The 22,905-nt window shown below is 72.6% G+C and carries 22 protein-coding genes; 13 read left to right on the forward strand and 9 right to left on the reverse strand.

Going from position 1 to position 22,905, the window contains the following annotated elements; genetic code table 11:
- Positions 1-53 precede the first annotated feature (53 nt).
- Both AB0M30_RS17230 and mshC read left to right on the forward strand, forming a co-directional pair.
- Positions 54-830: a MerR family transcriptional regulator gene (locus AB0M30_RS17230; protein WP_364585004.1), complete on the forward strand. Its 777-nt coding sequence runs from the start codon at positions 54-56 to the stop codon at positions 828-830.
- 24 nt (positions 831-854) lie between these two features.
- Positions 855-2,093, forward strand: coding sequence for a cysteine--1-D-myo-inosityl 2-amino-2-deoxy-alpha-D-glucopyranoside ligase (gene mshC, locus AB0M30_RS17235; RefSeq protein ID WP_364585005.1), 1,239 nt, complete (start codon positions 855-857; stop codon positions 2,091-2,093).
- A gap of 51 nt (positions 2,094-2,144) precedes the next feature.
- Here the strand turns inward: mshC and AB0M30_RS17240 are convergent, their stop codons facing one another.
- Both AB0M30_RS17240 and AB0M30_RS17245 read right to left on the reverse strand, forming a co-directional pair.
- Positions 2,145-3,776: an ABC-F family ATP-binding cassette domain-containing protein gene (locus AB0M30_RS17240; protein ID WP_364585006.1), complete on the reverse strand. Its 1,632-nt coding sequence runs from the start codon at positions 3,774-3,776 to the stop codon at positions 2,145-2,147.
- Positions 3,777-3,931: 155 nt separating this feature from the next.
- Positions 3,932-4,408 (reverse strand): MarR family transcriptional regulator, encoded by a 477-nt coding sequence (locus tag AB0M30_RS17245; RefSeq protein ID WP_364585007.1) that lies wholly within the window; start codon positions 4,406-4,408, stop codon positions 3,932-3,934.
- 146 nt (positions 4,409-4,554) lie between these two features.
- Between AB0M30_RS17245 and AB0M30_RS17250 the strand changes: the two genes are divergently transcribed.
- Positions 4,555-5,142, forward strand: a complete 588-nt coding sequence (locus AB0M30_RS17250) for a helix-turn-helix domain-containing protein (RefSeq protein WP_364585008.1) — start codon at positions 4,555-4,557, stop codon at positions 5,140-5,142.
- On the forward strand, positions 5,139-6,377 hold the full coding sequence (locus AB0M30_RS17255) for an MFS transporter (RefSeq protein ID WP_364585009.1): 1,239 nt from the start codon (positions 5,139-5,141) through the stop codon (positions 6,375-6,377). The genes AB0M30_RS17250 and AB0M30_RS17255 overlap by 4 nt, the downstream gene beginning before the upstream one ends.
- Here AB0M30_RS17255 and AB0M30_RS17260 read toward each other — a convergent pair.
- Positions 6,281-7,669 (reverse strand): serine hydrolase domain-containing protein, encoded by a 1,389-nt coding sequence (locus AB0M30_RS17260; RefSeq protein WP_364585010.1) that lies wholly within the window; start codon positions 7,667-7,669, stop codon positions 6,281-6,283. The genes AB0M30_RS17255 and AB0M30_RS17260 overlap by 97 nt on opposite strands.
- Complete coding sequence (locus AB0M30_RS17265) at positions 7,666-7,938, reverse strand: hypothetical protein (protein WP_364585011.1); 273 nt, start codon at positions 7,936-7,938, stop codon at positions 7,666-7,668. The genes AB0M30_RS17260 and AB0M30_RS17265 overlap by 4 nt, the downstream gene beginning before the upstream one ends.
- 137 nt (positions 7,939-8,075) lie before the next feature.
- Here AB0M30_RS17265 and AB0M30_RS17270 point away from each other — a divergent pair, with 137 nt between their 5' ends.
- Together AB0M30_RS17270 and AB0M30_RS17275 are read left to right on the forward strand one after the other, a co-directional pair.
- Positions 8,076-9,056: a helix-turn-helix domain-containing protein gene (locus tag AB0M30_RS17270; protein WP_364585012.1), complete on the forward strand. Its 981-nt coding sequence runs from the start codon at positions 8,076-8,078 to the stop codon at positions 9,054-9,056.
- Entirely contained in the window at positions 9,020-9,853 is an 834-nt protein-coding gene (locus AB0M30_RS17275) for a metallophosphoesterase (protein WP_364585013.1), read from the forward strand. The genes AB0M30_RS17270 and AB0M30_RS17275 overlap by 37 nt, the downstream gene beginning before the upstream one ends.
- A gap of 110 nt (positions 9,854-9,963) precedes the next feature.
- On the opposite strand, the gene AB0M30_RS17280 is transcribed toward AB0M30_RS17275, so the two are convergent.
- Positions 9,964-10,509, reverse strand: coding sequence for a CGNR zinc finger domain-containing protein (locus AB0M30_RS17280; RefSeq protein ID WP_364585014.1), 546 nt, complete (start codon positions 10,507-10,509; stop codon positions 9,964-9,966).
- 38 nt (positions 10,510-10,547) lie between these two features.
- Here AB0M30_RS17280 and AB0M30_RS17285 point away from each other — a divergent pair, with 38 nt between their 5' ends.
- Positions 10,548-11,480, forward strand: a complete 933-nt coding sequence (locus tag AB0M30_RS17285) for a phosphotriesterase (protein ID WP_364585015.1) — start codon at positions 10,548-10,550, stop codon at positions 11,478-11,480.
- Positions 11,481-11,497: 17 nt separating this feature from the next.
- On the opposite strand, the gene AB0M30_RS17290 is transcribed toward AB0M30_RS17285, so the two are convergent.
- The gene (locus AB0M30_RS17290) at positions 11,498-12,403 is read right to left on the reverse strand and encodes a PAC2 family protein (RefSeq protein ID WP_103342666.1); all 906 of its coding nucleotides are present in this window, start codon (positions 12,401-12,403) and stop codon (positions 11,498-11,500) included.
- Between the two features lie 38 nt (positions 12,404-12,441).
- On the opposite strand from AB0M30_RS17290, the gene metH reads away from it, so the two are divergent.
- The 6 genes from metH to hisG all read left to right on the forward strand — a co-directional run bounded on the left by metH (position 12,442) and on the right by hisG (position 19,971).
- Positions 12,442-15,996, forward strand: a complete 3,555-nt coding sequence (metH, locus tag AB0M30_RS17295) for a methionine synthase (protein WP_364585016.1) — start codon at positions 12,442-12,444, stop codon at positions 15,994-15,996.
- Between the two features lie 12 nt (positions 15,997-16,008).
- Positions 16,009-16,671, forward strand: a complete 663-nt coding sequence (locus AB0M30_RS17300) for an HAD family phosphatase (protein WP_364585017.1) — start codon at positions 16,009-16,011, stop codon at positions 16,669-16,671.
- Between the two features lie 59 nt (positions 16,672-16,730).
- Positions 16,731-18,191: an AlkA N-terminal domain-containing protein gene (locus tag AB0M30_RS17305; RefSeq protein WP_364585018.1), complete on the forward strand. Its 1,461-nt coding sequence runs from the start codon at positions 16,731-16,733 to the stop codon at positions 18,189-18,191.
- Positions 18,192-18,208: 17 nt separating this feature from the next.
- Positions 18,209-18,694, forward strand: a complete 486-nt coding sequence (locus AB0M30_RS17310; protein ID WP_364585019.1) for a methylated-DNA--[protein]-cysteine S-methyltransferase — start codon at positions 18,209-18,211, stop codon at positions 18,692-18,694.
- 120 nt (positions 18,695-18,814) lie between these two features.
- Positions 18,815-19,078 (forward strand): phosphoribosyl-ATP diphosphatase, encoded by a 264-nt coding sequence (locus AB0M30_RS17315; protein WP_086681128.1) that lies wholly within the window; start codon positions 18,815-18,817, stop codon positions 19,076-19,078.
- 47 nt (positions 19,079-19,125) lie between these two features.
- Positions 19,126-19,971 (forward strand): ATP phosphoribosyltransferase, encoded by an 846-nt coding sequence (gene hisG / locus AB0M30_RS17320; RefSeq protein ID WP_364585020.1) that lies wholly within the window; start codon positions 19,126-19,128, stop codon positions 19,969-19,971.
- A gap of 86 nt (positions 19,972-20,057) precedes the next feature.
- Here hisG and AB0M30_RS17325 read toward each other — a convergent pair whose 3' ends face one another.
- The 3 genes from AB0M30_RS17325 to AB0M30_RS17335 form a co-directional block, all read right to left on the reverse strand.
- Positions 20,058-20,993 (reverse strand): ParA family protein, encoded by a 936-nt coding sequence (locus AB0M30_RS17325; protein WP_364585021.1) that lies wholly within the window; start codon positions 20,991-20,993, stop codon positions 20,058-20,060.
- Positions 20,994-21,057: 64 nt separating this feature from the next.
- On the reverse strand, positions 21,058-21,849 hold the full coding sequence (locus AB0M30_RS17330) for a thioesterase family protein (protein WP_364585022.1): 792 nt from the start codon (positions 21,847-21,849) through the stop codon (positions 21,058-21,060).
- Entirely contained in the window at positions 21,849-22,748 is a 900-nt protein-coding gene (locus AB0M30_RS17335) for a RecB family exonuclease (protein WP_364585023.1), read from the reverse strand. The genes AB0M30_RS17330 and AB0M30_RS17335 overlap by 1 nt, the downstream gene beginning before the upstream one ends.
- Between the last annotated feature and the right edge of the window lie 157 nt (positions 22,749-22,905).

Below are 22,905 nucleotides of genomic sequence, written 5' to 3' on the forward strand. Positions count from 1 at the left end.
AGCGTCACGGTAGAAGTTGACACCGTGTGAAGGTCAACTTCTAAGCTGGAGGCATGCGGTACTCGATCAGCCAGGTCGCGAAGGCGTCCGGCGTCTCGGCGCGGATGCTCCGCCACTACGACGCGATCGGCCTGCTCACGCCGTCGTCGGTGGCGGCGAACGGCTACCGCTGGTACGGGCGGCCCGAACTGCTGCGCCTGCAGCGCATCCTGCTGCTGCGGCGGCTCGGTCTCGGCCTGGCCGACATCGGGGCCGTGCTGGGCGACCAGGCCGACGAGACGGCCGCGCTGCGCGGGCACCTGAGCCAGCTCGAGCAGGAGCGGCGCCGCCTCGACCGCGTCATCGCCACCGTCGAGGAGACGATCGCCGACCTCGCCCGCGCCCGGATCGACGACCCGGACCGGTTCTTCGCCGGGCTGCGCAAGGACGGCGCCGCCATGCGGCAGAGCTACCGCGAGACGTTCGGCGAAGGCGCCGCGGTGGCCTTCGACACCGCCCAGGCCGCCCAGGCCGGGCTCACCGCCGCGGGCTACGAGCACGCCGCCGCCCGCAGCGCCGCGCTGTTCCGGCGGCTGGCCGCCGTCATGCGCTCCGGCGCCGCGCCGGAAGACCCCGCCGCCCTCGACGCCGTCGCCGAGCACTACGAGTCCGTGAGCCACTTCTGGCAGCCGACCGCCCCCGCCTACGCCGCGATGGGCGGGCTGTACCTCAACGATCCCCGGCAGCGGGAGCTGGCCGAGCGGGCCGATCCGGAGCTGCCGGCGTGGCTCGCGCGCGCCATCGAAGCCTACGCGCGAGTACGGCTCGTCCCACCGCTCGGGAAGGCCTGACGGCCCGGCAATTACAGTCGGGGTATGCAGACTTGGTCATCGGTCGACGTGCCCCGCATCCCCGGCACCCCCCGCCCGCTGCGGCTCCACGACACGGCCACCGGGCAGATCCGCCCGACCGCGCCCGGCGCCACCGCCCGGATGTACGTCTGCGGCATCACGCCCTACGACGCGACGCATCTGGGGCACGCCGCGACGTACCTCGCCTTCGACCTGGTGAACCGCGTCTGGCGGGACAACGGGCACGACGTCCACTACGTGCAGAACGTCACGGACATCGACGAGCCGCTGCTGGAGCGCGCGCAGCGCGACCAGGACGACTGGGTCGTGCTGGGCATGCGGGAGACGGCGCTGTTCCGCGAGGACATGACCGCGCTGCGGGTCGTCCCCCCGCGGCAGTTCGTCGGCGCCGTCGAGAGCATCCCGGAGATCGTCGAGGTCATCGCCAAGCTGCTGGCCAACGGCAGCGCCTACCGCGCGGACGACCCGGAGTTCCCCGACGTCTACTTCGACCACACGGCGACCGGGAAGTTCGGCTACGAGTCGAACTACGACGCCGAAACGATGACGAAGTTCTTCGCCGAGCGCGGCGGCGACCCCGACCGGGCCGGCAAGCGCCACCCGCTGGACGCGCTGCTGTGGCGCGTGGCCCGCGAGGGCGAGCCGTCGTGGGAGTCCGAGCTGGGTGCGGGCCGCCCGGGCTGGCACATCGAGTGCAGCGCGATCGCGGTCAACCGGCTGGGCCTCGGCTTCGACCTCCAGGGCGGCGGCTCGGACCTGATCTTCCCGCACCACGAGTACAGCGCGGCGCACGCCGAAGCCGTCGCGAAGGACGGTCAGTTCGCCCGGCACTACGTGCACGCCGGGATGATCGGCCTCGACGGCGAGAAGATGTCGAAGTCGCGCGGGAACCTCGTGTTCGTCTCCCGGCTGCGCGCCGACAAGGTCGACCCGGGCGCGATCCGGCTGGCGCTGTTCACCGGCCACTACCGCGACGACCGCCCCTGGACGGACCGCCTGCTGGCCGACGCTGAAACCCGGCTCGCGCGCTGGCGGGAGGCCGTCTCGCTGGCCACGGGCCCGGCCGCGGAGGACACCGTCACCCGGCTGCGCGACCACCTGTCCGACGACCTCGACACGCCGAAGGCCCTGGCGGCGATCGACGCGTGGGCGAACGAGGCCCTCCGCCGCGACGGCACCGACCCGGCGGCCCCCGGCCTGATCCGCGACGCCGTCGACGCCCTCCTCGGCATCGCGCTCTGAGCACGGCGAAGGGCCCGGCAGTGCGCCGGGCCCTTCGCCGCGTATAACGACCTATTCGGCCACGGGACGGCCGGCGGCCAGCTCCAGCCGGGCACCCGCCCAATCCCGGCGCAGCCACCGGTCGTGGGACGCGATGACGACGGCGCCCGGGGCGGTCTCCAGTGCCGCGAACAGCTCTTCGGCCAGGGTCAGCGAAATGTGGTTCGTCGGCTCGTCCAGCAGGAGGACGTCCGGCGGTTCGGCGAGCAGGATCGCCAGCGCGAGCCGCCGCCGCTGACCGACCGACAGCGCCCCCACCGGCTGCCGCAGGTCCCGCGACGCCAGCAGGCCCAGCCGGCTCAGCGGGGGAGCGTCCTCGCCGAGCGCGTCCCGGTACACCCGGGCCGCGTTCCGCTCCGGCCCGGCGAACACGACGTCCTGCTCCAGCAACCCGACCCGCACGCCGTGTCCGAAGTGGACCGTCCCGGCCGCGGGTGCGAGCCGGCCGGCCAGTACCGACAGCAGCGTCGACTTCCCGGCGCCGTTCCCGCCGGTGACGAGCAGCCGGGCCGAACCGCCGACGTCCAGCCGTGGCAGCGCCAACCGGCCCGGCACTTCGAGCGAGCGCACCGAGATCGCCGGGCCGTCGCCGGTCGCGCGCCCGGTGAGTTCCGCCTTGAACCGCAACGGCGCCGGGGGTTTGCGCACCTGGTCGCGTTCCAGGTGCTCCAGGCGCTGCTCGGCGTCGCGCACCCGCCGCGAGATCGTCTTCTGGACGCGGGCGCCCTTGAAGGCGTGGATGAACTTGTCGTTGTCGCGCGGGGCGCGGCCGTAGGCGACGTTGCGCGCCGTGACCGCGACGGTTTCCCGCAGCTCCTTCAGTTCCTCCTGTTCCTCCGCGTAGCGCTGCTCCCACCGCGCCCGCTCGGCCTTCTTGTGGCCGAGGTAGTCGCGGTAGCTGCCGCCGTAGCGGACGGCGCCGCCGGCCTGCCGGTCGGCGGCGGCCGGGTCGAGGTCGACGATGTCGGTGCAGACGGCGTCGAGGAACACCCGGTCGTGCGAGGACAGCACCACGATCCCGGTGAGCTCGGTGAGGTGCCGTTCCAGGAACGCCATCGCGGAGTCGTCGAGGTGGTTGGTCGGCTCGTCGAGCAGGAGCGTCTCCGGTTGCCGGATCAGCAGCGCGGCCAGGCCGAGCCGCGAGCGCTGTCCGCCCGACAGCGTGCCGAGCCGCCGGTCCGGGGCGACGCCGCCGAGGCCGAGCCCGTCGCAGACGAGCTTGGCGCGGCGGTCGGCGTCCCAGAGGTCGTGGGTCTGGGCCCACTCCAGCACCCGGCCGTACTCCTCGAGCACGCCACCGTCGTCGGGCCGGTCGGTCATGGCCGCGGTCAGGTCGTCGAGGCGGGCCGCGGCGGCCCGGATCTCGGCGAGCGCGCCGTCGAGCACGTCGGCGAAGGTCGCGTCCAGCGGATACGGCAGTTCCTGCAGCAGGAACCCGACGTCCGGGCCGCGCAGCACCTCGCCGGAGCGCGGTTCTTCGAGCCCGGCGAGCAGGCGCAGCAGGGTGGACTTGCCGGTGCCGTTCTCGCCGACCAGGCCGAGCCGCTGCCCGGCCGACGCGGTGAGGGAAACGCCGTCGAGGACGAGGCGGGTGCCGTAGCCGAAGACGACGTCCTTGGCCTGCACCGGAAAAAGGGTGGACATGTGCGTTCACCGAGCCCTGGGGGAAGAAAGCGGAGATCCCGGCCGGGCGTCGTGGCACGCGGGAGCGTCGGCTCGACCGGTGCCGCCTCAGGCGGGATGGGCGCGGTTCAGTTCCTCATAGTGGAACCAGGTTAACGCAACAGCAGTAGAGTTAGTCAACCGGTTATGGCCTGGGTCACACCCGGTAGTCCGGTCGTCAACCGTTCGGCCGCGGCGGTGCCGTCGGTGAGGAACTCCAGCAACGCGGTCAGCTGGCGGCGGTCGAAGCGGGCGAGGCGTTCGCCGACGAACCGGGCCATCGGCGCGTACAGCTCGGCGAGCTCGGCCATCCGGTCGGGGAGTGGCCGCACGACGAGCCGGCGCCGGTCGGCGGGATCGGGGGCGCGCTCGGCGAGCCGGTGCTGTTCCATCCGGTCGAGCAGCCGGGTGAACGCGCCCGTGCTCATCCTCAGCAGCCGGGCGAGCTCGGTCGGGGAGTCGCTGACCCGGCCGTGGAGCAGGTGCAGGCAGTGCAGCTCGGTCGGGGTGACGGTCATCCGCTCGGCGACCGCCGCGTGGAAGAGCGCGGTCGAGCCCACGAAGCGGGGCAGGGCGAGAGCGGCGGCGGTGGCGAGTTCGCGCTGGTCGGGCAACGTCCATCCAAGGTCGGGTCACGACGCAGTCACTGCTTCGTGCAGTCACTGCGTCGCGAACGATAGCGGAGCCGGTTGACAAACCCGCAGGCGGGACCAACTATGAAAGAACACTTTCGAAATGCTTCTTTCAGATAGGACGGCCGATGGCCGAGCTGCCGCCGCGCAAGCGGATCGAAGACGTCGAGCTGCTGCGCGCGCTGGCGCACCCGCTCCGCTCGGCGCTGCTGAACCACCTCACCGCCGTCGGCCCGCGCACCGCGAGCGAGTGCGCCGAGGCGGTCGGCTCGACGGCGTCCAACTGCAGCTGGCACCTGCGGCAGCTCGCCCAGTACGGCCTGGTCGAGCGGGCCGACGCCGAGGACGGCCGCGAACGCCCGTGGCGCGCCCGGCAGGTCGGGCTGGAGATGGGGGCGCTCGCGGACGACCCGGCACACCGGGCCGCGCAGCTGGGGGTGGTCGGCGCGACGCTGAGCCACGAGCAGGAGCTGACCCAGCGGTACCTGGACTCCCTCGAGGACCTCGACCCGGCCTGGCGCGCGGCGACCGGGCTGAGCACCTACGCGCTGCGCGTCACCCCGGCGGAGCTGACGCGGCTGACCGAAGCGATCGACGCGCTGATCCGCCCGTACGTCGGCGCGATCCGGACCGACGCACCCGCCGGTGCGCGTTCGGTGCACGTCGGCCTGCGGGCGTTCCCGCGCATCGAACACTCGGGGAAGGCGGAGGAATGAAGCAGCTGCTGGGGGTACCGGCGTTCGCGCGGCTGTGGGTGGCCGCGTTCTTCGGCGAGACGGCCGAGTGGATGCTGCAGGTGGCGTTGCCGATCTACGTCTTCCAGCGCACCGGCTCCGCCGCGACGACGGCGCTGAGCATCGTGCTCGGCCTGCTGCCCACGGTGCTGCTGAGCCCGGTGGCCGGCGTCGTCGCCGACCGGTGGAACCGCCGCGCGGTGCTGTTCGGCGTCTGCTGCGGGCTCGCCGTCGTGGCGCTTCCGCTCCTGGCCGAGCCCGGCGTCACCGTGGTGTACGCGGTGATGGCCGCCCAGGCGGCGTGCGCGTCGGTGTTCGAACCCGCGCGCAACGCGCTGGTGCCGGAGCTCGTCGGTGTCGCGGAGGTGACCGCGGCGAACGGGCTGATGAGCGTGAACGGCAGCGTCGCCCGGCTGGCCGGCGGCTGGGCCGGCGGTGCCCTGCTGGGCTTCGGCGGGCTCACCGACGTCATCACCGGCTACCTGGCCGTCCTCGTGGTCGCCGCGGCCCTGCTGGCCAAGCCGTTCCGCCGGGTCGCCGCGCCCGCGCCGGCGGCCCCGCGGGAACCGGTGGTGCGGGCCTGGCTGGACGGCCTGCGCGAACTGACGCACAACCGGCGGCTCGCGCGGCCCGGCCTCGCGCTCGTGCTCACCTCCTTGGCCCAGGGCATGTTCCTGGTGCTGTTCGTGGTGTACGTGCTGGACGTCCTGGGCGGCAGCGAAGCCGACGCGGGCCTGCTGCGCGGGGTGCAGGCGATCGGCGGGCTGGCCGCCGGGTTCGCCGTCGCCACCGTGGCCCGGCGGGTCGCGCCGGTCGCCCTGCTCGGCTGGGGTGCGCTCGGGCTGGGCCTGCTGTCCGCGGTGATCTGGAACCTGGCCCCGGTGACGACGGCGCTGGGGGTGTACGCCGGGCTGTTCGCCCTGGCGGGGGCCCCGGGCGTGGCCGTCGGCGCCGGGACGCTCTCTGAGGTCCAGCGGGCGGTCGCCCCCGAGCGGGCTGGGCGCGTGCTGAGCACGACGTTCGCCGCGATGGCGACGTTCACGACGGTCGGTGCGCTGCTCGCCGGGGCGCTGGTGGCGACGACCGGGGCGGCGGTGCTGCTGGACGTCCAGGCCGGTGTCTACGTCGTCGCCGGGCTGCTGATGCTGCTCCCGCGCCGGGGGTGGACCCGGCAGTTGGTGTGGAGGAACCGGGCCGCCCCCTCGGTGAAGTCGTAGATCGCCACCGTCCGGGTGTCCTCCAGGGGATCGGCCGAGGGCATCAGGAAGTGCGTCCGGCTCACCGGAAGCAGCTCGTCGGTCAGGCGGGCGGGCTTGCCCAGGAACTCCGCGCGCATCGGGTCGAGGTCCAGCGTCACGTGCAGAACGCCGCCCTCGGCGGACACCTCGTACCGGGCGCCGGGCCGCTCGTAGACCCCCTCGTACCTCGGCAGATCGAGCCGCAGGGCCCGGTCCGGCTTCGGTAGTTCCGGCGGGACGACGGCGCCGAGGTCGCCCAGGATCTCGGTGAACACCTGGCGCGCGAAGCTTTCGCGCGGGCCACCGTTGGTCAGCACGGCCACGGCGGTGTCCGAGTCCGGCAGGATCCGCAGCCGGGCGTTCTGGCCGATCGTGTTGCCGTCGGTGGCGTAGACGGTTTCCCCTTGCCAGTCGCAGACGATCAGGCCAAGGGCCCACTCCGGCCCGAACAGATAGGGATCCGGGACCGGCACCCGCGATCGCAGCATCTCCCGGGTGCTCGCGGCCGACACGATCCGCCTGCCGTCCGGCGCGGTGCCCGCGTTGAGCAGGACGTGGGCCATCGTCAGCACGTCGCGGACCGTCGAGGTGATGCCCCCGCCGGGGCCGAACTCCCGGGGCAGATAGGCCATCGGCGTGACGATGGGACCCTCGGCCAGGGAACGGAGGAGGTGCCCGGTCGCGGCCCGCGTCTCGTCCACCTGCTCGCGGCGGCTGTTCGTGCCGGTCAGGCCCAGAGGCGTGAAGAGCCGGTCCCGCAGGACGTCGTCCCAGCGCTTGCCGTCGAGGACCTCCATGATCCGCGCGAGGACCGCGTAACCGAGCGCCGCGCTGTAGCCGTGGGTGTGGCCCAGCGGGAAGACCTGCGGTGCGTCGGCGATGTTCGCGACCATGCGCTCGTGGATGTCGTCGCCTTCGCCGGGGTCGCCGAAGGCTTCTTCGATGCCGTTCGTGTGGTTGAGCAGGTGCCGCGCGGTGACCTTCGCGGTCGTTTCCGGATCGGCCACCTTGAACTCCGGGAGGTAGGTCCGCACGGGCTCGTCCAGATCGGCCTTGCCCTCGTCGACCAGCTGCAGGAAGGCCAGGGCGGTCCACGTCTTCGTCATCGAACCGCACTGGTAGACCGTGTCCGGCGTCGCCGGTTCGGCGGTTTCGACGTCCTTGATGCCGACGGCGAACTCGGAGATCTCGCCGTCGCGGAGCACGCCGACCGCGGCGCTCGGGATGCCGTACTCGGCCAGCAGCGCCGACACCCGGTCCCGGATCGTCATCGGGCGAGCCCCACCGCGTTCGCGGCGTCCGCTTCGAAGCACTCCGTCGTGGCGTGCGCACCGGCGTGGGTCTCGAAGAACTCGCGGATGACGTCGGCGGAGTCGTGGGCGATGACGTTCACCGCGCGGGTGCCGTCCGTGCTCGCGACCGCCAGCTGCCACACCGCGCCCGGCGGAAGCCGGCCGTGGGCCTTCTTCAAGCCGGTCCAGAACTTGCTTCCGTCCGAGACGGCCGAGATGGCGAGAACGTGTGTCTTGGCTTTCGTCATGCGGAAAAGCTACGTTGCGTTTCGCCACGGTTCAAAGAAGATGCCGGTTCAACCAGCGAATCATTGCAACCGGACTGTCCATGAACGCAACCGTCGTTGCACTGTATTGTCCGTGAACGCACCGCGAGGAGGAGTCCGTGCCCGGAGGCAGGCTGACGCTCGACGACCGCCGCCACATCGCGGGCTGGCTCGCCGACGGGCTCGGGTACGCCGAAATCGGACGGCGGCTCGGCCGCCCGACCTCCACCGTCAGCCGGGAGGTGGCCCGCAACAGCACGTCGGGCGAGTACCGGCCCGCCCGCGCGCAGGAGGCCGCCGGCCAGCGCGCCCGGCGATGCCGGCGCCGGCCGGGCGGCGAGCCGGCCGAGGTCGTGCGCGGCTTCGTGGACGGGTTCGCGGCCCTGCTGGCCGCCACCGGCCTGCCGCGGATGACCGCCCGGGTGTTCACCTGCCTGCTCACCGCCGAGGCCGGCGGCCTCACCTCGGCCGAGCTGGTGCGGCTGCTGCAGGTCAGCCCGGCTTCGGTGTCGAAATCCATCGGTGCCCTCGAAGCGATGGAGCTGGTCGCGCGCCGGCCGGACCCCGGCGGCCGGCGCGAGCGCTACCGCGTCGACGACGACGTGTGGCTCCGGGCGTGGCAGGCCGACACCGGCGCCCACGGCCGGCTGGCCGCCGCCGCGCACCAGGGCAGCGAGCTCTTCGGCCCGGACACGACCGCCGGCGCCCGGCTCGCCCGGATGGGGCAGTTCTTCGGGCAGCTCAGCGAGCAGATGGGCGGCAGCACCGTCGCGGAGGCCGCCGGCCACGACGCCTTGACCGTGGTCGCCGCCCTGGTGCACGCCCGCCGTCCGCTGACCGTGGCCGAGCTCGCCACCGCGTTGGGCTGGTCAGAGGACCGTGCGGCGGCCGGGCTGGACGCGCTCCGTCACCGTCCGGCCCTCGCCGATCCCCTCGCCCTGCACGACGCAGGCACCGGGACGGTCACCGTCACGGCGAGGCCGGATCGCCTGAGCCCGGCCCAGCGCGAAGGGATCAACCGGTTTCGCGCGGATTTCCCGGCCGCGGTGGCTACGGTGGAGGGGTGCCGCACCTCTTCGCCACCAGCGACCTCCACGTGACCCACGAGGGCAATGGCCCGATCCTCGACTCGGTCGTGCCGGAAACCCCCGAAGACTGGCTGCTCGTCGCCGGCGACGTCGCCGAGCTGGCCGAAGTCACCATCGGGACGCTGAAGACGCTGCGCAGCCGGTTCGCGAAGGTCGTGTGGGTGCCGGGCAACCACGAACTGTGGACGACGAAGAACGACGAGTGCCAGCTGCGGGGCCAGGCCCGGTACGAGCACCTGGTCGAACGGTGCCGCGAGATCGGCGTGCTGACGCCGGAGGACGAGTTCCCGGTCTGGCGGCACGGCCCGCGGCCGCTGACGATCGCGCCGCTGTTCCTGCTCTACGACTACAGCTGGCGGACCCCGGACGCGGAGGGCAAGCCCCTGGAGGAGGCCCTGCGCCAGGCACGCGAGGCCGGGGTGGTCTGCACGGACGAGTACTTCCTGCACCCGGACCCGTACCCCAGCCGCCAGGCGTGGTGCGAGGACCGGCTGAAGATCAGCACCGAGCGCCTCGACACGATCCCCGGCGACCACGGCACGATCCTGATGTCGCACTGGCCGCTGCACCGCCACCCGACGGCGCCGCTGTACTGGCCGGAGTTCGCGATGTGGTGCGGCACGACGAAGACCGAGGACTGGCACGTCCGCTACCGCGCGGAGATCGCCGTCTACGGCCACCTGCACATCCCGCGCAGCACCGAGGCCGACGGCGTCCGGTTCGAAGAGGTCTCGCTGGGCTACCCGCGCGAGTGGCGGAAGCGGGCGCGGGGTGCGGTGCCGATGCGCCGGATCCTCTGGCCGTCCTGATCCCGCGGGGTGCGCCGTAGTTGCCGGCGTCGATCCGGTTGGCCGCGGACGGCCGAACACGCCCAGCTCGCCGCCTGAGCCGCTGCTGACGGCTCGGGCGCCTCTTGCCGTCATGATTCCGCGCGCCGCCGTTCCCTGAGCGCGCGGACCCGGCCCCGGCTGGCGCAGGCCGGCGACGGGCACCAGCGCCGCCGTCCGCCCGGGTCGGCGAACACGCCGCGGCAGTCCTGCTCGGGGCAGGCCCGCAAGTCGTGCCGCAAGGGGCCGGTGAGCCAGTCCGCGGCCTGGTGCGCCAGCCGTGCGAAGGCGGCCTGCGCGGTCGGCGGGGCGCTGCGGTGCAGCCGGTCGAGTGCGGCCAGGTGCACCGGCTCGGTCGTGAGGAACGCCGTCAGCGGGCTGACCTGGCCGGCTTTCGGCGGAATTCCGCCGACCGCGACCAAGGCGAGTTCGCGCAGGACCTCGCGCAGCCGATGGGCCTCGCGCAGGTCGGCGTGCGTGACCGGCGCGAGCGGGGTCAGCTCGGAGCGGGCCAGCCAGTCGCGCAGCCGGTCCACGGCCGGCAGGCGCTCGACCGGCTGGGACCCGAAGTGGCGGCCGCGGGTGGCGAGCAGGTTCAGCCAAGGGGCGCCCATGTCGAGGCGGAAGTCTTCGGACACCTCGCCATCGTAACGGTTGAGACGTTACACTCGCGCTCGTGACTGGGGAACTCAAGGTCCGCACGGTGCTGGGCGACATCGATCCGGCCGAACTCGGCGTGACCGACGCGCACGACCACCTCTTCTTCGCCTCGAAGCTGCTGCCGGGCCAGGAGCTGGACGACCCGACCGCCGCCGCCCACGCGCTGCTCGAGTTCAAGGTGCGGGGCGGGGCGGCGCTCGTCCAGTGGACGCCGTACGGCCTGACCCGGCGCACCCGCGACCTCGCCTGGATGTCGGAGGAGGTCGGCGTGCACGTGGTCGCGGCCACCGGCCTGCACCGCGTGGAGCACTACGCCCCGGTGATCCTCGGCCGCGTCATCGACGGCCTGGTCAAGGAGTTCGTCGCCGACCTCACCGAGGGGACCCAGCCCGCCGACCTGCCCGGCGAGCCGCGGACCGGCCCGCGGGCCGGGCTGGTCAAGGTGGCCGGCGCGTTCCACACGATCGACTCCCACGCCCGGCTGACGATGACCGCCGCCGCGGTCGCCCACCAGGAGACCGGCGCGCCGATCGCCGTGCACCTCGAACTCGGCACGGCGGGCCTGGAGACGGTCGAACTGCTCTGCGGGAAGCTGGACGTTCCGCCGGACAAGGTGATCCTCGGGCACGTCAACCGGAACCCGGACCCGCGGCTGCAGCGGGAGATCGCCGGGACCGGCGTGTTCCTCGGGTTCGACGGCCCGTCGCGGGCCAACCACGCCACCGACTGGCGGCTCTTCGACGGCCTCGAAGCGCTCGTCGAGGCCGGCCACGGCGGGCAGCTCCTGCTCGGCGGCGACACGACCACCGCCGCCGCCCGCGACCAGCCGGGCGCGTCCTACCTGCTCACGACCCTGGCCCCGCGGCTGACCGAGCGGCTCGGCGGCGACGTCGTCACGGCCATGCTGGTGGCGAACCCCGCGCGGGCGTTCGCCACCAGCTGGCGGTGACGTTCAAGCGTGGTGACTCAGCGCAGGCCGAAGCCTTCCTGCCCGCCGCCACGGCCGCGGCGGCGCAGGTAGCGCTCGAACTCGGCGGCGATCTTGTCGCCGCTGACGTCCTGCTCGGCGACCTCGCTCTGCGCGTCGCCGCGCTCTTCGAGGCTGCGGACGTACTCGCTGATCTCTTCGTCCTCGTCGGCCATCTCGCTGACCGTGCGCTGCCACTCCTCGGACTGCTCCGGCAGCGCGCCCAGCGGGATCTCGACGTCGAGGATGTCCTCCAGCTTGTGCAGCAGCGCCAGCGTCGCCTTGGGGGACGGCGGGTGCGACACGTAGTGCGGCACCGCGGCCCAGATCGAGACGGCCGGGATGCCCGCCTGCACGCAGTAGTCCTGCAGGATGCCGACGATGCCGCTCGGGCCTTGGTAGTTGTTCAGGTCGAGGCCGTACAGGGACGCGGTGTCCTTGTCGTAGGCCGTCCCGGTCACCGGGACCGGCCGGGTGTGCGCGGTGTCGGCCAGCAGCGCGCCCAGCGTCACCACCGTCGCGACGTCCAGCTGCTTGATGTGGTCGAGCAGCTCGGCGCAGAAGGCGCGCCAGCGCATGTTCGGCTCGGGACCCTGCACGAGGACGACGTCGCGGTCGAACCCGTCGGGGCGGCACACCGACAGCGTTGTCGTCGGCCAGTCCACCCGTCGAGTGACGCCGTCCACCATCCGGACGGTCGGGCGGCTGACCTGGAAGTCGTAGTAGTCGTCGGGCTCCAGCTCGGCCAGCGGCGTGGCGTCCCAGTTCAGCTGCAGGTGCTCGACCGCCCGGCTGGCCGCGTCACCTGCGTCGTTCCAGCCTTCGAAGGCGACCACCATCAAAGGCCGGGTGGGTTCGGTGCGGTCGCCGGGCGGCCGCGGGGTCTCGTCGACGGGCTCACTCACCGGACCAGCCTACGACCACCGGCCTTACCCTGTTCAGCATGTCCGACCGCCTGTCGTCGCCCTTCCTCGACGCCCTTCGCTCGCGCGTTCTGGTGGCGGACGGCGCGATGGGCACCGCCCTGCAGGCCCACGACCTCAGCCTGGCCGACTTCGACGGCCTCGAAGGCTGCAACGAGATCCTCAACGTCACCCGGCCGGACGTGGTCCGCTCGGTGCACCGGGGCTACCTGGAGGCGGGCGCGGACGCCGTCGAAACGAACACTTTCGGGGCCAATTTCGCCAACTTCGCCGAGTACGGCATCACCGGGCGGATCTTCGAACTCGCCGAGGCCGGCGCCCGATTGGCCCGCGAGACCGCCGACGAGTTCGCGACGCCGGACCGCCCGCGGTTCGTGCTGGGCTCGATCGGGCCGGGCACGAAGCTCCCGACGCTCGGCCACGCACCGTTCACCACGCTGCGTGACGCCTACCGCGAGGAAGTCCGGGGCCTGCTGGCCGGCGGCGCCGACGCGGTGATCGTCGAGACCACCCAGGACATCCTCCAGACGAAGGCGTCGGTCATCGGCGCGAAGCGGGCGATGGCCGCCGAGGGCCGATCCGTGCCGATCCTCGTTTCGATCACCGTCGAAACGACCGGCACGATGCTGCTCGGCACCGAGGTCGGTGCCGCGCTGGCCGCCCTGGAGCCGCTCGGCATCGACGTCATCGGGCTCAACTGCGCCACCGGGCCCGCCGAGATGAGCGAGCACCTGCGGCAGCTGGCCAAGCACGCCCGGGTGCCGCTGTCGGTGATGCCCAACGCCGGCCTGCCGGAACTGGGCCCGGACGGCGCGGTCTACCCGCTCGGCCCGGAAGCGCTGGTGGCGGCCCTGACCGGGTTCGTGCGCGAGTTCGGCGCCGGCCTGGTGGGCGGCTGCTGCGGCACGACCGGCGAGCACATCCGGCAGCTCGCCGCGGCGGTCGCCGGCACCGCGCCGGTCCCGCGGCGGCCGCGGCCCGAGCCGGGCGTGTCGTCGCTGTACCAGGCGGTGCCGTTCAAGCAGGACGCCAGCGTGCTGATGATCGGCGAGCGGACCAACGCCAACGGCTCGAAGGCCTTCCGCACCGCGATGCTGGAGGGCCGCTGGGACGACTGCGTCGAGATCGCCCGCGAGCAGACCCGCGACGGCGCCCACCTGCTCGACCTGTGCGTCGACTACGTCGGCCGCGACGGCACCGCGGACATGGCCGAGCTCGCCGGGCGCCTGGCCACCGCCTCGACGTTGCCGATCATGCTCGACTCCACCGAGGCGCCCGTGCTGCGCGCGGGCCTGCAGCGGCTCGGCGGCCGGTGCGCGGTCAACTCCGTCAACTACGAGGACGGCGACGGCCCGGAATCCCGCTTCACCCAGGTCATGGACCTGGTCGGGGAATACGGCGCCGCCGTCGTCGCCCTGACCATCGACGAAGAAGGCCAGGCGCGCACCGCCGCGAAGAAGGCCGACATCGCGTCGCGGCTGATCGCGGACATCACCGGCAAGTGGGGCCTGCGCACCTCCGACGTCATCATCGACGCGCTCACCTTCACCATCGCCACCGGCCAGGAAGAGTCGCGCCGCGACGGCATCGAAACGATCGAAGCCATCCGCGAGATCAAGCGCCGCCACCCCGAGGTGCAGACCACACTCGGCCTGTCCAACATCTCCTTCGGCCTCAACCCCGCCGCGCGGCAGGTGCTCAACTCGGTGTTCCTGCACGAGTGCGTCCAAGCCGGGCTCGACACCGCCATCGTGCACGCGTCGAAGATCCTCCCGATGGCGCGGATCCCGGACGACCGGCGCGCGGTCGCCCTGGACCTCGTCTACGACCGCCGCCGCGAGGGCTACGACCCTCTGCAGGAGCTGATGGCCCTGTTCGAGGGCGTCAGCGCGGCGTCGTCGAAGGCGTCGCGCGCCGAAGAGCTGGCCGCGCTGCCGCTGTTCGAACGCCTGGAACGCCGGATCGTCGACGGCGAACGCACCGGCCTCACCGACGACCTCGACGCGGCCCTGGAGCAGCGGCCGGCCCTCCAGATCATCAACGACACGCTGCTGTCCGGCATGAAGACCGTCGGCGAGCTGTTCGGCTCCGGGCAGATGCAGCTGCCGTTCGTGCTGCAGTCCGCCGAGGTGATGAAGGCAGCCGTCGCCCACCTCGAGCCGCACATGGAGACCGGCGACGACTCCGGCAAGGGCCGGATCGTGCTCGCCACCGTGCGCGGCGACGTGCACGACATCGGCAAGAACCTCGTCGACATCATCCTCTCCAACAACGGCTACGAGGTCGTCAACCTCGGCATCAAGCAGCCGATCACGACCATTCTCGACGCGGCCGACGAGCACGGCGCCGACGCCATCGGGATGTCCGGGCTGCTGGTGAAGTCCACGGTGATCATGAAGGAGAACCTCCAGGAGATGAACTCCCGGGGCGTCGGGGCGCGCTGGCCGGTGCTGCTCGGCGGCGCGGCGCTGACCCGGTCCTACGTGGAGAACGACCTGAGCGAGCTGTACCTCGGCGACGTCCGCTACGCGCGGGACGCCTTCGAAGGCCTGCGGCTGATGGACGCGATCATGGCCGCCAAGCGCGGGGAATCGCCGCTGGTGGACGCCGACGCGGAGAAGAAGCGTCAGGAGCGCAAGGAACGCCGCGAACGTTCGCTGCGGATCGCCGAGGCGCGCAAAGCCCGCAAGGCCGACGAGGAAGCCCTCGAAGGGCCGCCGCCCGCGCGCTCGGACGTCGCCACCGACGTCCCGCTGCCGGTCCCGCCGTTCTGGGGTTCGCGGGTGGTCAAGGGCGTCGCGCTCGCCGACTACGCCGCCCTGCTCGACGAGCGCGCGACCTTCATGGGGCAGTGGGGGCTCAAGGGCGCCCGCGGCGGCGCCGGGCCGACGTACGACGAACTCGTCGAGTCCGAAGGCCGGCCGCGGCTGCGGTACTGGCTCGACCGGCTGACCGCCGACGGCGTCCTCGCCCACGCGGCCGTCGTCTACGGCTACTTCCCGTGCGTCGCCGAGGGCGACGACCTCGTCGTGCTCACCGAGCCGTCCCTCGACGCGCCGGAGCGAGTGCGGTTCACCTTCCCGCGCCAGCGCCGCGACCGGCGGCTCTGCCTGGCCGACTTCTACCGGCCACGCGAAGCCGGTGAAGTGGACGTAGTGCCGTTCACCGTCGTGACCATGGGCCAGCCGATCGCCGACTACGCGAACGAGCTCTTCGCGGCCGACGCCTACCGCGACTACCTGGAGGTCCACGGCCTCGGCGTCCAGCTGACCGAGGCACTGGCCGAGTACTGGCACTGCCGCATCCGCCAGGAGCTGACCCTCCCCGGCGGTGTGGCGGTCGCCTCAGAGGACCCCGACGACGTCGAGGACTTCTTCAAGCTCGGCTACCGTGGGGCGAGGTTCTCCCTGGGCTATGGCGCCTGTCCCGACCTCGAAGACCGGGCGAAGATCGTCGCCCTCCTCGAACCGGGCCGGATCGGCGTGAAGCTGTCCGAGGAGTACCAGCTGCATCCCGAGCAGTCGACCGACGCGATCGTCTGCCACCACCCGGAAGCCAAGTACTTCAACACCTGAGGGAGATCCACTGTGGACGGACTCGTCGCCGTGCTGTGGGACATGGACGGCACGCTCGTCGATTCCGAGAAGCTGTGGGACATCGCCCTCTACGAGACGGCGGAATGGCTCGGCGGCAAGCTCTCCGAAGAGCAGCGGATGACGCTCGTCGGGTCCAATATGGATGACACCTCGGCGTACCTCCTCGAAGTGGTCGGCCTCCCGGTCACTCCCGAGGCGATCGCGTCGACCGGCGAGGAGATCCGCCGTCGCACGGCCGGGCTGTTCGACGACGAGCTGCCGTGGCGCCCCGGCGCCCGCGAAGCGCTGACGGCGGTGCGCGAAGCCGGGTTGCGGTCGGCACTGGTCACCTCCACCGAACGCGACCTGACCGAACTCGCGCTGAACACGATCGGGCGGGACTTCTTCGACGTGACCGTCTGCGGCGACGAGGTCGAAGGTCTGAACAAGCCGCACCCGCGCCCGTACGTCAAGGCGGCCGAGCTGCTCGGGGTGTCGCCTGAGCGCTGCGTCGCGGTGGAGGACTCGCCGCCGGGCACGGCGTCGGCGGTCGCGGCGGGCTGCACGGTGCTGGTGATCCCGAACGACGTCCCGGTCGAGGCGGGGGAGCGGCGCGTGTTCCGCGACTCCCTGGTGGGCATCGACGTACCGGCGCTGGCGGCCCTGCTCGGCTGACCACGACCATGTCGCTTTTCCGCTAGCCCGGGGTGGCCCGGGTCCGCGATGCTGACGTGGTGCATGAGGACTTCGAGCAGTGCGTGCGGATCGTGCAGGCGAAGGACGCCCGGTTCGACGGGTGGTTCTACTGCGCGGTGCTGACGACCCGGATCTACTGCCGGCCCAGCTGCCCGGTCGTGCCGCCCAAGCGGCAGAACATGAGCTTCTACCCGAGCGCCGCGGCCGCTCAGCAGGCCGGGTTCCGGGCGTGCAAGCGCTGCCGGCCGGACGCCAGTCCCGGCTCGCCGCTGTGGAACGAGCGCGCCGACCTGGTGGCGCGCACGATGCGGCTGATCGCGGACGGCGTCGTCGACACCGAAGGCGTCAGCGGCCTCGCCGCCCGGCTCGGCTACAGCGTCCGGCAGGTCGAACGGCAGGTGTTCGCCGAACTCGGCGCCGGACCGCTGGCGCTGGCCCGCGCCCAGCGCGCGCAGACGGCGCGCACCCTGATCGAGACGACCGCGCTGCCGATGACCGAGCTGGCCCTGGCCGCCGGGTTCGGCAGCATCCGGACGTTCAACGACACCGTCCGCGAGGTGTTCGCCCTCTCGCCGACCGAACTGCGGCAGCGCGCGAAGGGCCGGCCCTCGGCGGCCGGGGCACTGGTCCTGCGGCTGCCCTACCGGAAGCCGCTGTGCCCGGACAACCTCTTCGGGCACCTCGTCGCGACCGGCGTGCCGGGCGTGGAGGAGTGGCGGGACGGCGCCTACCGGCGGACGCTGCGGCTGCCGCACGGCCACGGCGTCGTCGCGCTGCGGCCCGAAGACGGCCACATCGCCTGCCGGCTCACCCTGGCCGACCTGCGGGACCTCCCGGCCGCCACCAGCCGCTGCCGCCGCCTGCTCGACCTCGACGCCGACCCGGTCGCCGTCGACGACCAGCTCGCCACCGACCCGCTCCTCGCCCCGCTGGTCGCCGCCGCCCCCGGCCGCCGGGTCCCGCGCACGGCCGACGGCGCCGAGTTCGCCGTGCGGGCCGTGCTGGGCCAGCAGGTTTCGACGGCGGCGGCGCGGACCCACGCGGCGCGGCTCGTGGTCGCGCACGGCGAACCGGTCGACGACCCCGAAGGCGGCCTGACCCACCTGTTCCCCTCGCCCGAGGCGCTCGCCTCGCTGGACCCCGAAACCCTGGCCATGCCGCGCAGCCGCCGTCGCACGCTGCTCGGGCTGGTCTCGGCGCTGACCGACGGCCTGGACCTCGGCGCGGGCAGCGACTGGGAAGCGGCCCGGGCCGCGCTGGGCGCGTTGCCCGGCTTCGGGCCGTGGACGGTCGAAAGCATCGCGATGCGGGCGCTGGGCGACCCGGACGCCTTCCTCCCCACCGACCTCGGCATCAAGTACGCGGCGGAAACCCTCGGCCTCGGCGGCCAAGCCGCCGTCGTCGCCCGCTCCGCGGCCTGGCGCCCCTGGCGCGCCTACGCCACCCAGCACCTGTGGGCCACCGGAGACCACGCGATCAACCGGATGCCCGCGGCATGAAACCGACAGGAGAACCCATGCGCACCCACGCCGTCGTCGACAGCCCGTGCGGCCCGTTGACGCTGGTCGCCGAGGACGCCGCGCTCTGCGGCCTCTACATGGTCGACCAGCGCCACCGCCCGGACGAGCTGACCTTCGGCTCGCACGACCCCGGCGCGGAGGTCTTCGACCGCGCCGAAACGGAGCTGAAGGAGTACTTCGCCGGGCAGCGCCACGAGTTCGAGGTGCCGCTGGCCTTCGTGGGCACGCCGTTCCAGCGGCTGGTCTGGGCGGAGCTGCGCAAGATCCCGTACGGCACGACGATTTCCTACGGGCAGCTGGCGGACCGGCTGGGCAACCCGGCGGCGTCGCGTGCCGTGGGCCTGGCCAACGGCAAGAACCCGATCGGCATCATCGTCCCGTGCCACCGCGTGGTCGGCTCGACCGGCTCGCTCACCGGCTACGGCGGCGGTCTCGAGCGCAAGCGGTACCTGCTGGACTTCGAGCAGGGCGTGCTGTTCTGAGTTCCGGCCCGTGCTGAGTCCCAGCCTGTGGGAGCCGGCGTCCACGGCAGTGTGAGATGGGCGGCACCCGCGGCGGGGCGGGGCGGCGCCGCGGGGTCCGGGATGGAAGGATTCCGGACCGTGAAGACCTTCGATGAGCTGTTCGCGGAGCTTGCCGAGCGCGCGCGTACCCGTCCCGACGGGTCCGGCACCGTCGTCGCCCTCGACGCCGGGGTGCACGCCCAGGGCAAGAAGGTGCTCGAGGAAGCCGGCGAGGTGTGGATCGCCGCCGAGCACGAGTCCGATGACCGCCTCGCCGAGGAGATCTCCCAGCTGCTGTACCGGGTGCAGGTGCTGATGCTCGGCCGCGGGCTGTCGACCGAGGACGTCTACCGCTACCTGTGACGGGACGCCCGGTGCTGGACCGGGCGAGGAACGAGGAGAGAAGCGAAATGCTGCGTGTTGCCGTGCCGAACAAGGGAGCCCTCGCCGCCGCGGCGACGGAGATGCTCGGCGAAGCGGGCTACCGCAAGCGGCATGAGCAGCGCGACCTGACGGTGCTCGACCCGGTGAACGAGGTCGAGTTCTTCTTCCTCCGGCCCAAGGACATCGCCATCTACGTCGGCTCCGGCGAGCTCGACCTCGGCATCACCGGCCGCGACCTCGCGCTCGACTCCGGCGCCCCGGTCGAAGAGGTCCAGGCGCTCGGCTTCGGCGGCTCGACGTTCCGCTACGCCGCCCCGGCCGGCCGGGACTGGAAGCCGGCGGACCTGCACGGCAAGCGGCTGGCGACGTCGTACCCGCGGCTGGTCCGCGACGACCTCGCCCGCCACGGCGTCGAGGCCGAGGTGATCCGCCTCGACGGCGCGGTGGAGATCTCGATCCAGCTCGGCGTGGCGGACGCGATCGCGGACGTCGTCGAGTCGGGCCGGTCGCTGCGGCAGAACAACCTGGTGGCGTTCGGCGACCCGATCTGCGTGTCGGAAGCCGTGCTGCTGCAGCGCCGGGGCACCGAGGAAAGCAAGGCGAAATCGCAGCTGGCCGCGCGCCTGCGCGGGGTCGTGTTCGCGCAGCAGTACCTGATGCTCGACTACGACTGCCCGCGGACGCTGGTGGAGCGCGCGATCGCGATCACGCCCGGCCTGGAGTCGCCGACGGTGGCGCCGCTGGCCGACGAAGACTGGGTGGCCGTGCGCGCGATGGTTTCGCGCAAGAAGGTCAACCTCGTCATGGACGAGCTCGCCGAGGTGGGCGCCAAGGCGATCCTGGCGTCGGACATCCGCTCCTGCCGCCTCTGACCCGGCTCCCGTACTGCCGCGAATGACTCATTCGGGACCTCCGAGGTCCCGAATGAGTCATTCGCGACCTTCGCGGCCGGGAAAACTCAGCGCGGGCGGTTCGGCTTCTTCGGCAGCAGGTCGTAGAGACCCTTGCGGGCGCCGTTGTCGTTGACGTTGCGGGCCACCGCGACCTCCGAGATGAAGTCCTCGAAGACGAACTCCTCGTCGGCCGGGACCACCGCCGGCGCGGCGTTGTGCTCCAGGTGGCTGTCCAGCGTTTCCGCGATCTCGCGGAAGGACAGCGCCTGCAGCGTCTCCGGCGCGTACGTCGTCACCGGGACGCCGTGCGCCGCCGCCTCGTTCATCACCACGCCCAGCGGCAGGTGCGACAGCATCGGGATGCCGAAGTCGTACATTTCCTGCAGCGCCGCGGCCGCGTAGTGCGAGATCGGCCGCCGGTACAGGCTCGGTACCAGGCCGAACCACGACAGCGGCTGCCGCCCGACGGTCTGCTCGACGTACCGGACCTGGTCGGCCAGCAGCCGCAGGGCGCGGATGCTGGTCTTGTCCGGCTGGACCGGGACCAGGATGCCGTGCGACGCCGCCAGCGCGTTGTTCGTCAGCACGTCCAGTGCGGGCGGGCAGTCGATGATGCAGTGGTCGTAGTTGGCGAACTGGATGACCCGCGCGAGCTGCCAGCCGGGAACGCGGAAAGAGTCCAGCCGCCGGATCAGGTCGAACATTCCCGGGGACGTCGGCACGACGTCGAGCGCGCCACCCTTGCCGAGGTTGCTGCGCGGGTGCGGGACGACGAGGTCCTCGATCGGGCCCTTCCACGTCTTGGCCAGCGCCTTCGCCAGGCTCGGCCGGTCCGCGGGGACTTCGGACAGCCCGAGCATCTCGGTCGTCGCGTGGCCCTGCGGGTCGAGGTCGACCAGGAGCACCCGGCGGCCCTTCTCAGCCAGTGCGGCCGCGGTGCCGACGCTCAGTGAGGTCTTGCCGACCCCGCCTTTCTGGTTGACCACCGAGGTGATCTGCATGCCGGAGCGCTCCTCAAGTCGGTCGTTCCGCGAAGGTTATTGGATGCGGGCCCGTTGTGGGTGGCTATCCGCCCCCGGCCTGTCGCGGCCGGACCATCAGCGCCTGCGCGCCGGTGGCCACCGGGCCGTCGGCGTCGTGCAGGATGCTGGTCGCCGTGCCGATGCCGTGCTTGCCGACCAGTGTGACCGCGTCGAGGCCGATCCACTCGCCGGCCGGTGTCCGCCGCAGGTGCACGGTGAGTTCCGAGTTGATGAACCACCACTGCCGCGGGTCGAGGTAGTTGGACACGCCGTTGCCGGAGTCGGCGACGGCGAACAGCCGCTGCAGGCCGCTCGGTTCCTCGCCGTCGACCAGCGGGACGCGCTGGCGGGCCCACACGGCGGCCGGCCCGGGCACGTCCATGCCGCCGCGCACCGCGCGCCACTCGACCGCGTCGAGGTAGCCGGCCTGCCAGCCCTCCGGCCACGGTGACTCTTCGACACTGCCGGCTCCGGGCAGCAGCGGGCCGGCGTCGGTGCCGATCTCCGCCGTGTCGGACGTCGCGATGCGCCACGCCGACGCCCGCGCGACGACGCGCCCGGCGCTCGCCAGCTCGGCCTGCAGCAGTTCGACCGACCGCCCGGGCCGCTCGATCCGGGCCCGCACGGTGAGCTCGGCGACCGGTGCCGGGCCGAGGATCTCGACGGTCACGCGGGCGAGTTCGGCCGGATGGGCGGGTTCGACGGTTTCGAGAGCCCGGACGAGCAACGCCGACGGCGGGCCGAAGTGCTGGGCGTCCGGCGTCCACGGCCCGGCCGTGTGCCCGGTCGCGGCGAACCGGCCGTCGCCCAGCGGGACGTAGAAGGCGTCGGCCATCAGTCGGCCCGGTCCAGCGGTGTCTCGTCGCCCGCGTCGGGCTCCGGCCAGCCGGGGTACTCGGGCGGGGTGCCGCCGTACTCGGGGCAGTGCGCCTGGTGGTCGCACCAGTTGCACAGCTTGCTCTTGTTCGCCCGGAAGTCGCCGGTCTTGCCCGCCTTGAGGATGGCCTGCCAGATGGCTTCCAGCGTGCGTTCGAAGCGCAGCAGCTCGGCTTCGTCCGGGGTGTAGGCGAGCGATTGGCCGTCGGTGAGGTACATGAGCTTGAGCTGGCGGGGCACGATCCCGCGCAGCCGCCACAGGACCACGGCGTAGAACTTCATCTGGAACATGGCCTTGGCCTCGCCGATCTCGCGCGGCGCGGCACCGGTCTTGTAGTCGACGACCCGGATCTCGCCGGTCGGCGCGACGTCGAGCCGGTCGATGTAGCCGCGCAGCAGGACACCGGAGCCGAGCTCGATCTCGACGTGCAGCTCGCAGGCCTCGGGTTCCAGCCGCCGCGGGTCCTCCAGCTCGAAGTAGGCGTCCAGCAGCTTTTCCGCCGACCGGAGCCAGTCCGCGTGGTCGTCGGGTTTTCCGCCGTCGAACAGTTCGGTCCACTCCGGACGGTCCGCGGACAGGTCCGTCCACGCCGGGCCGAGCAGTTCCCGCGCCTGGGCGGGGACCCGTTCGGCGGCCGGGAGGGCGAAGAGCCGCTCCAGGACCGAGTGGACGAGCGTGCCGCGCAGCTGGGCCTTGGTCGGGACCTCCGGCAGCCGGTCGACCGCGCGGAACCGGTAGAGCAGCGGGCACTGCTTGAAGTCGCTGGCCCGTGACGGCGACAACGCGGGCCGCCGCCGCACCTCGGTGGCGACGGCGGTGGCTGGGGTGTCGGTGGTCACGGTGTCGGCGTCGGGCATGGGCAGAGCGTAACGCCGGGGTCCGACAGTTCCGGCGACCGCAACGCCCGCCACCGCGTACCGGCCCGGACGACCCCCGTACCCCGAGGGTCGGCTCGCGTGCCCCGAGCGTCGGCTCGCGTGCCCCAAGGGTCGGTCCGCGTACCCGGAGGGTCGG

The sequence above is a fragment of the Amycolatopsis sp. NPDC051716 genome, from assembly GCF_040681595.1.
Taxonomy (GTDB): Bacteria; Actinomycetota; Actinomycetes; order Mycobacteriales; family Pseudonocardiaceae; genus Amycolatopsis.

Coding starts and splice junctions, on each gene's coding strand:
- AB0M30_RS17255 (WP_364585009.1), top strand. CDS start 5,139: ATGAAGCAGCTGCTGGGGGTACCGGCGTTCGCGCGGCTGTGGGTGGCC.
- AB0M30_RS17265 (WP_364585011.1), bottom strand. CDS start 7,938: ATGACGAAAGCCAAGACACACGTTCTCGCCATCTCGGCCGTCTCGGAC.
- AB0M30_RS17325 (WP_364585021.1), bottom strand. CDS start 20,993: ATGCAGATCACCTCGGTGGTCAACCAGAAAGGCGGGGTCGGCAAGACC.
- AB0M30_RS17230 (WP_364585004.1), top strand. CDS start 54: ATGCGGTACTCGATCAGCCAGGTCGCGAAGGCGTCCGGCGTCTCGGCG.
- hisG (WP_364585020.1), top strand. CDS start 19,126: ATGCTGCGTGTTGCCGTGCCGAACAAGGGAGCCCTCGCCGCCGCGGCG.
- AB0M30_RS17310 (WP_364585019.1), top strand. CDS start 18,209: ATGCGCACCCACGCCGTCGTCGACAGCCCGTGCGGCCCGTTGACGCTG.
- metH (WP_364585016.1), top strand. CDS start 12,442: ATGTCCGACCGCCTGTCGTCGCCCTTCCTCGACGCCCTTCGCTCGCGC.
- AB0M30_RS17260 (WP_364585010.1), bottom strand. CDS start 7,669: ATGACGATCCGGGACCGGGTGTCGGCGCTGCTGGCCGAGTACGGCATC.
- AB0M30_RS17250 (WP_364585008.1), top strand. CDS start 4,555: ATGGCCGAGCTGCCGCCGCGCAAGCGGATCGAAGACGTCGAGCTGCTG.
- AB0M30_RS17335 (WP_364585023.1), bottom strand. CDS start 22,748: ATGCCCGACGCCGACACCGTGACCACCGACACCCCAGCCACCGCCGTC.
- mshC (WP_364585005.1), top strand. CDS start 855: ATGCAGACTTGGTCATCGGTCGACGTGCCCCGCATCCCCGGCACCCCC.
- AB0M30_RS17330 (WP_364585022.1), bottom strand. CDS start 21,849: ATGGCCGACGCCTTCTACGTCCCGCTGGGCGACGGCCGGTTCGCCGCG.
- AB0M30_RS17240 (WP_364585006.1), bottom strand. CDS start 3,776: ATGTCCACCCTTTTTCCGGTGCAGGCCAAGGACGTCGTCTTCGGCTAC.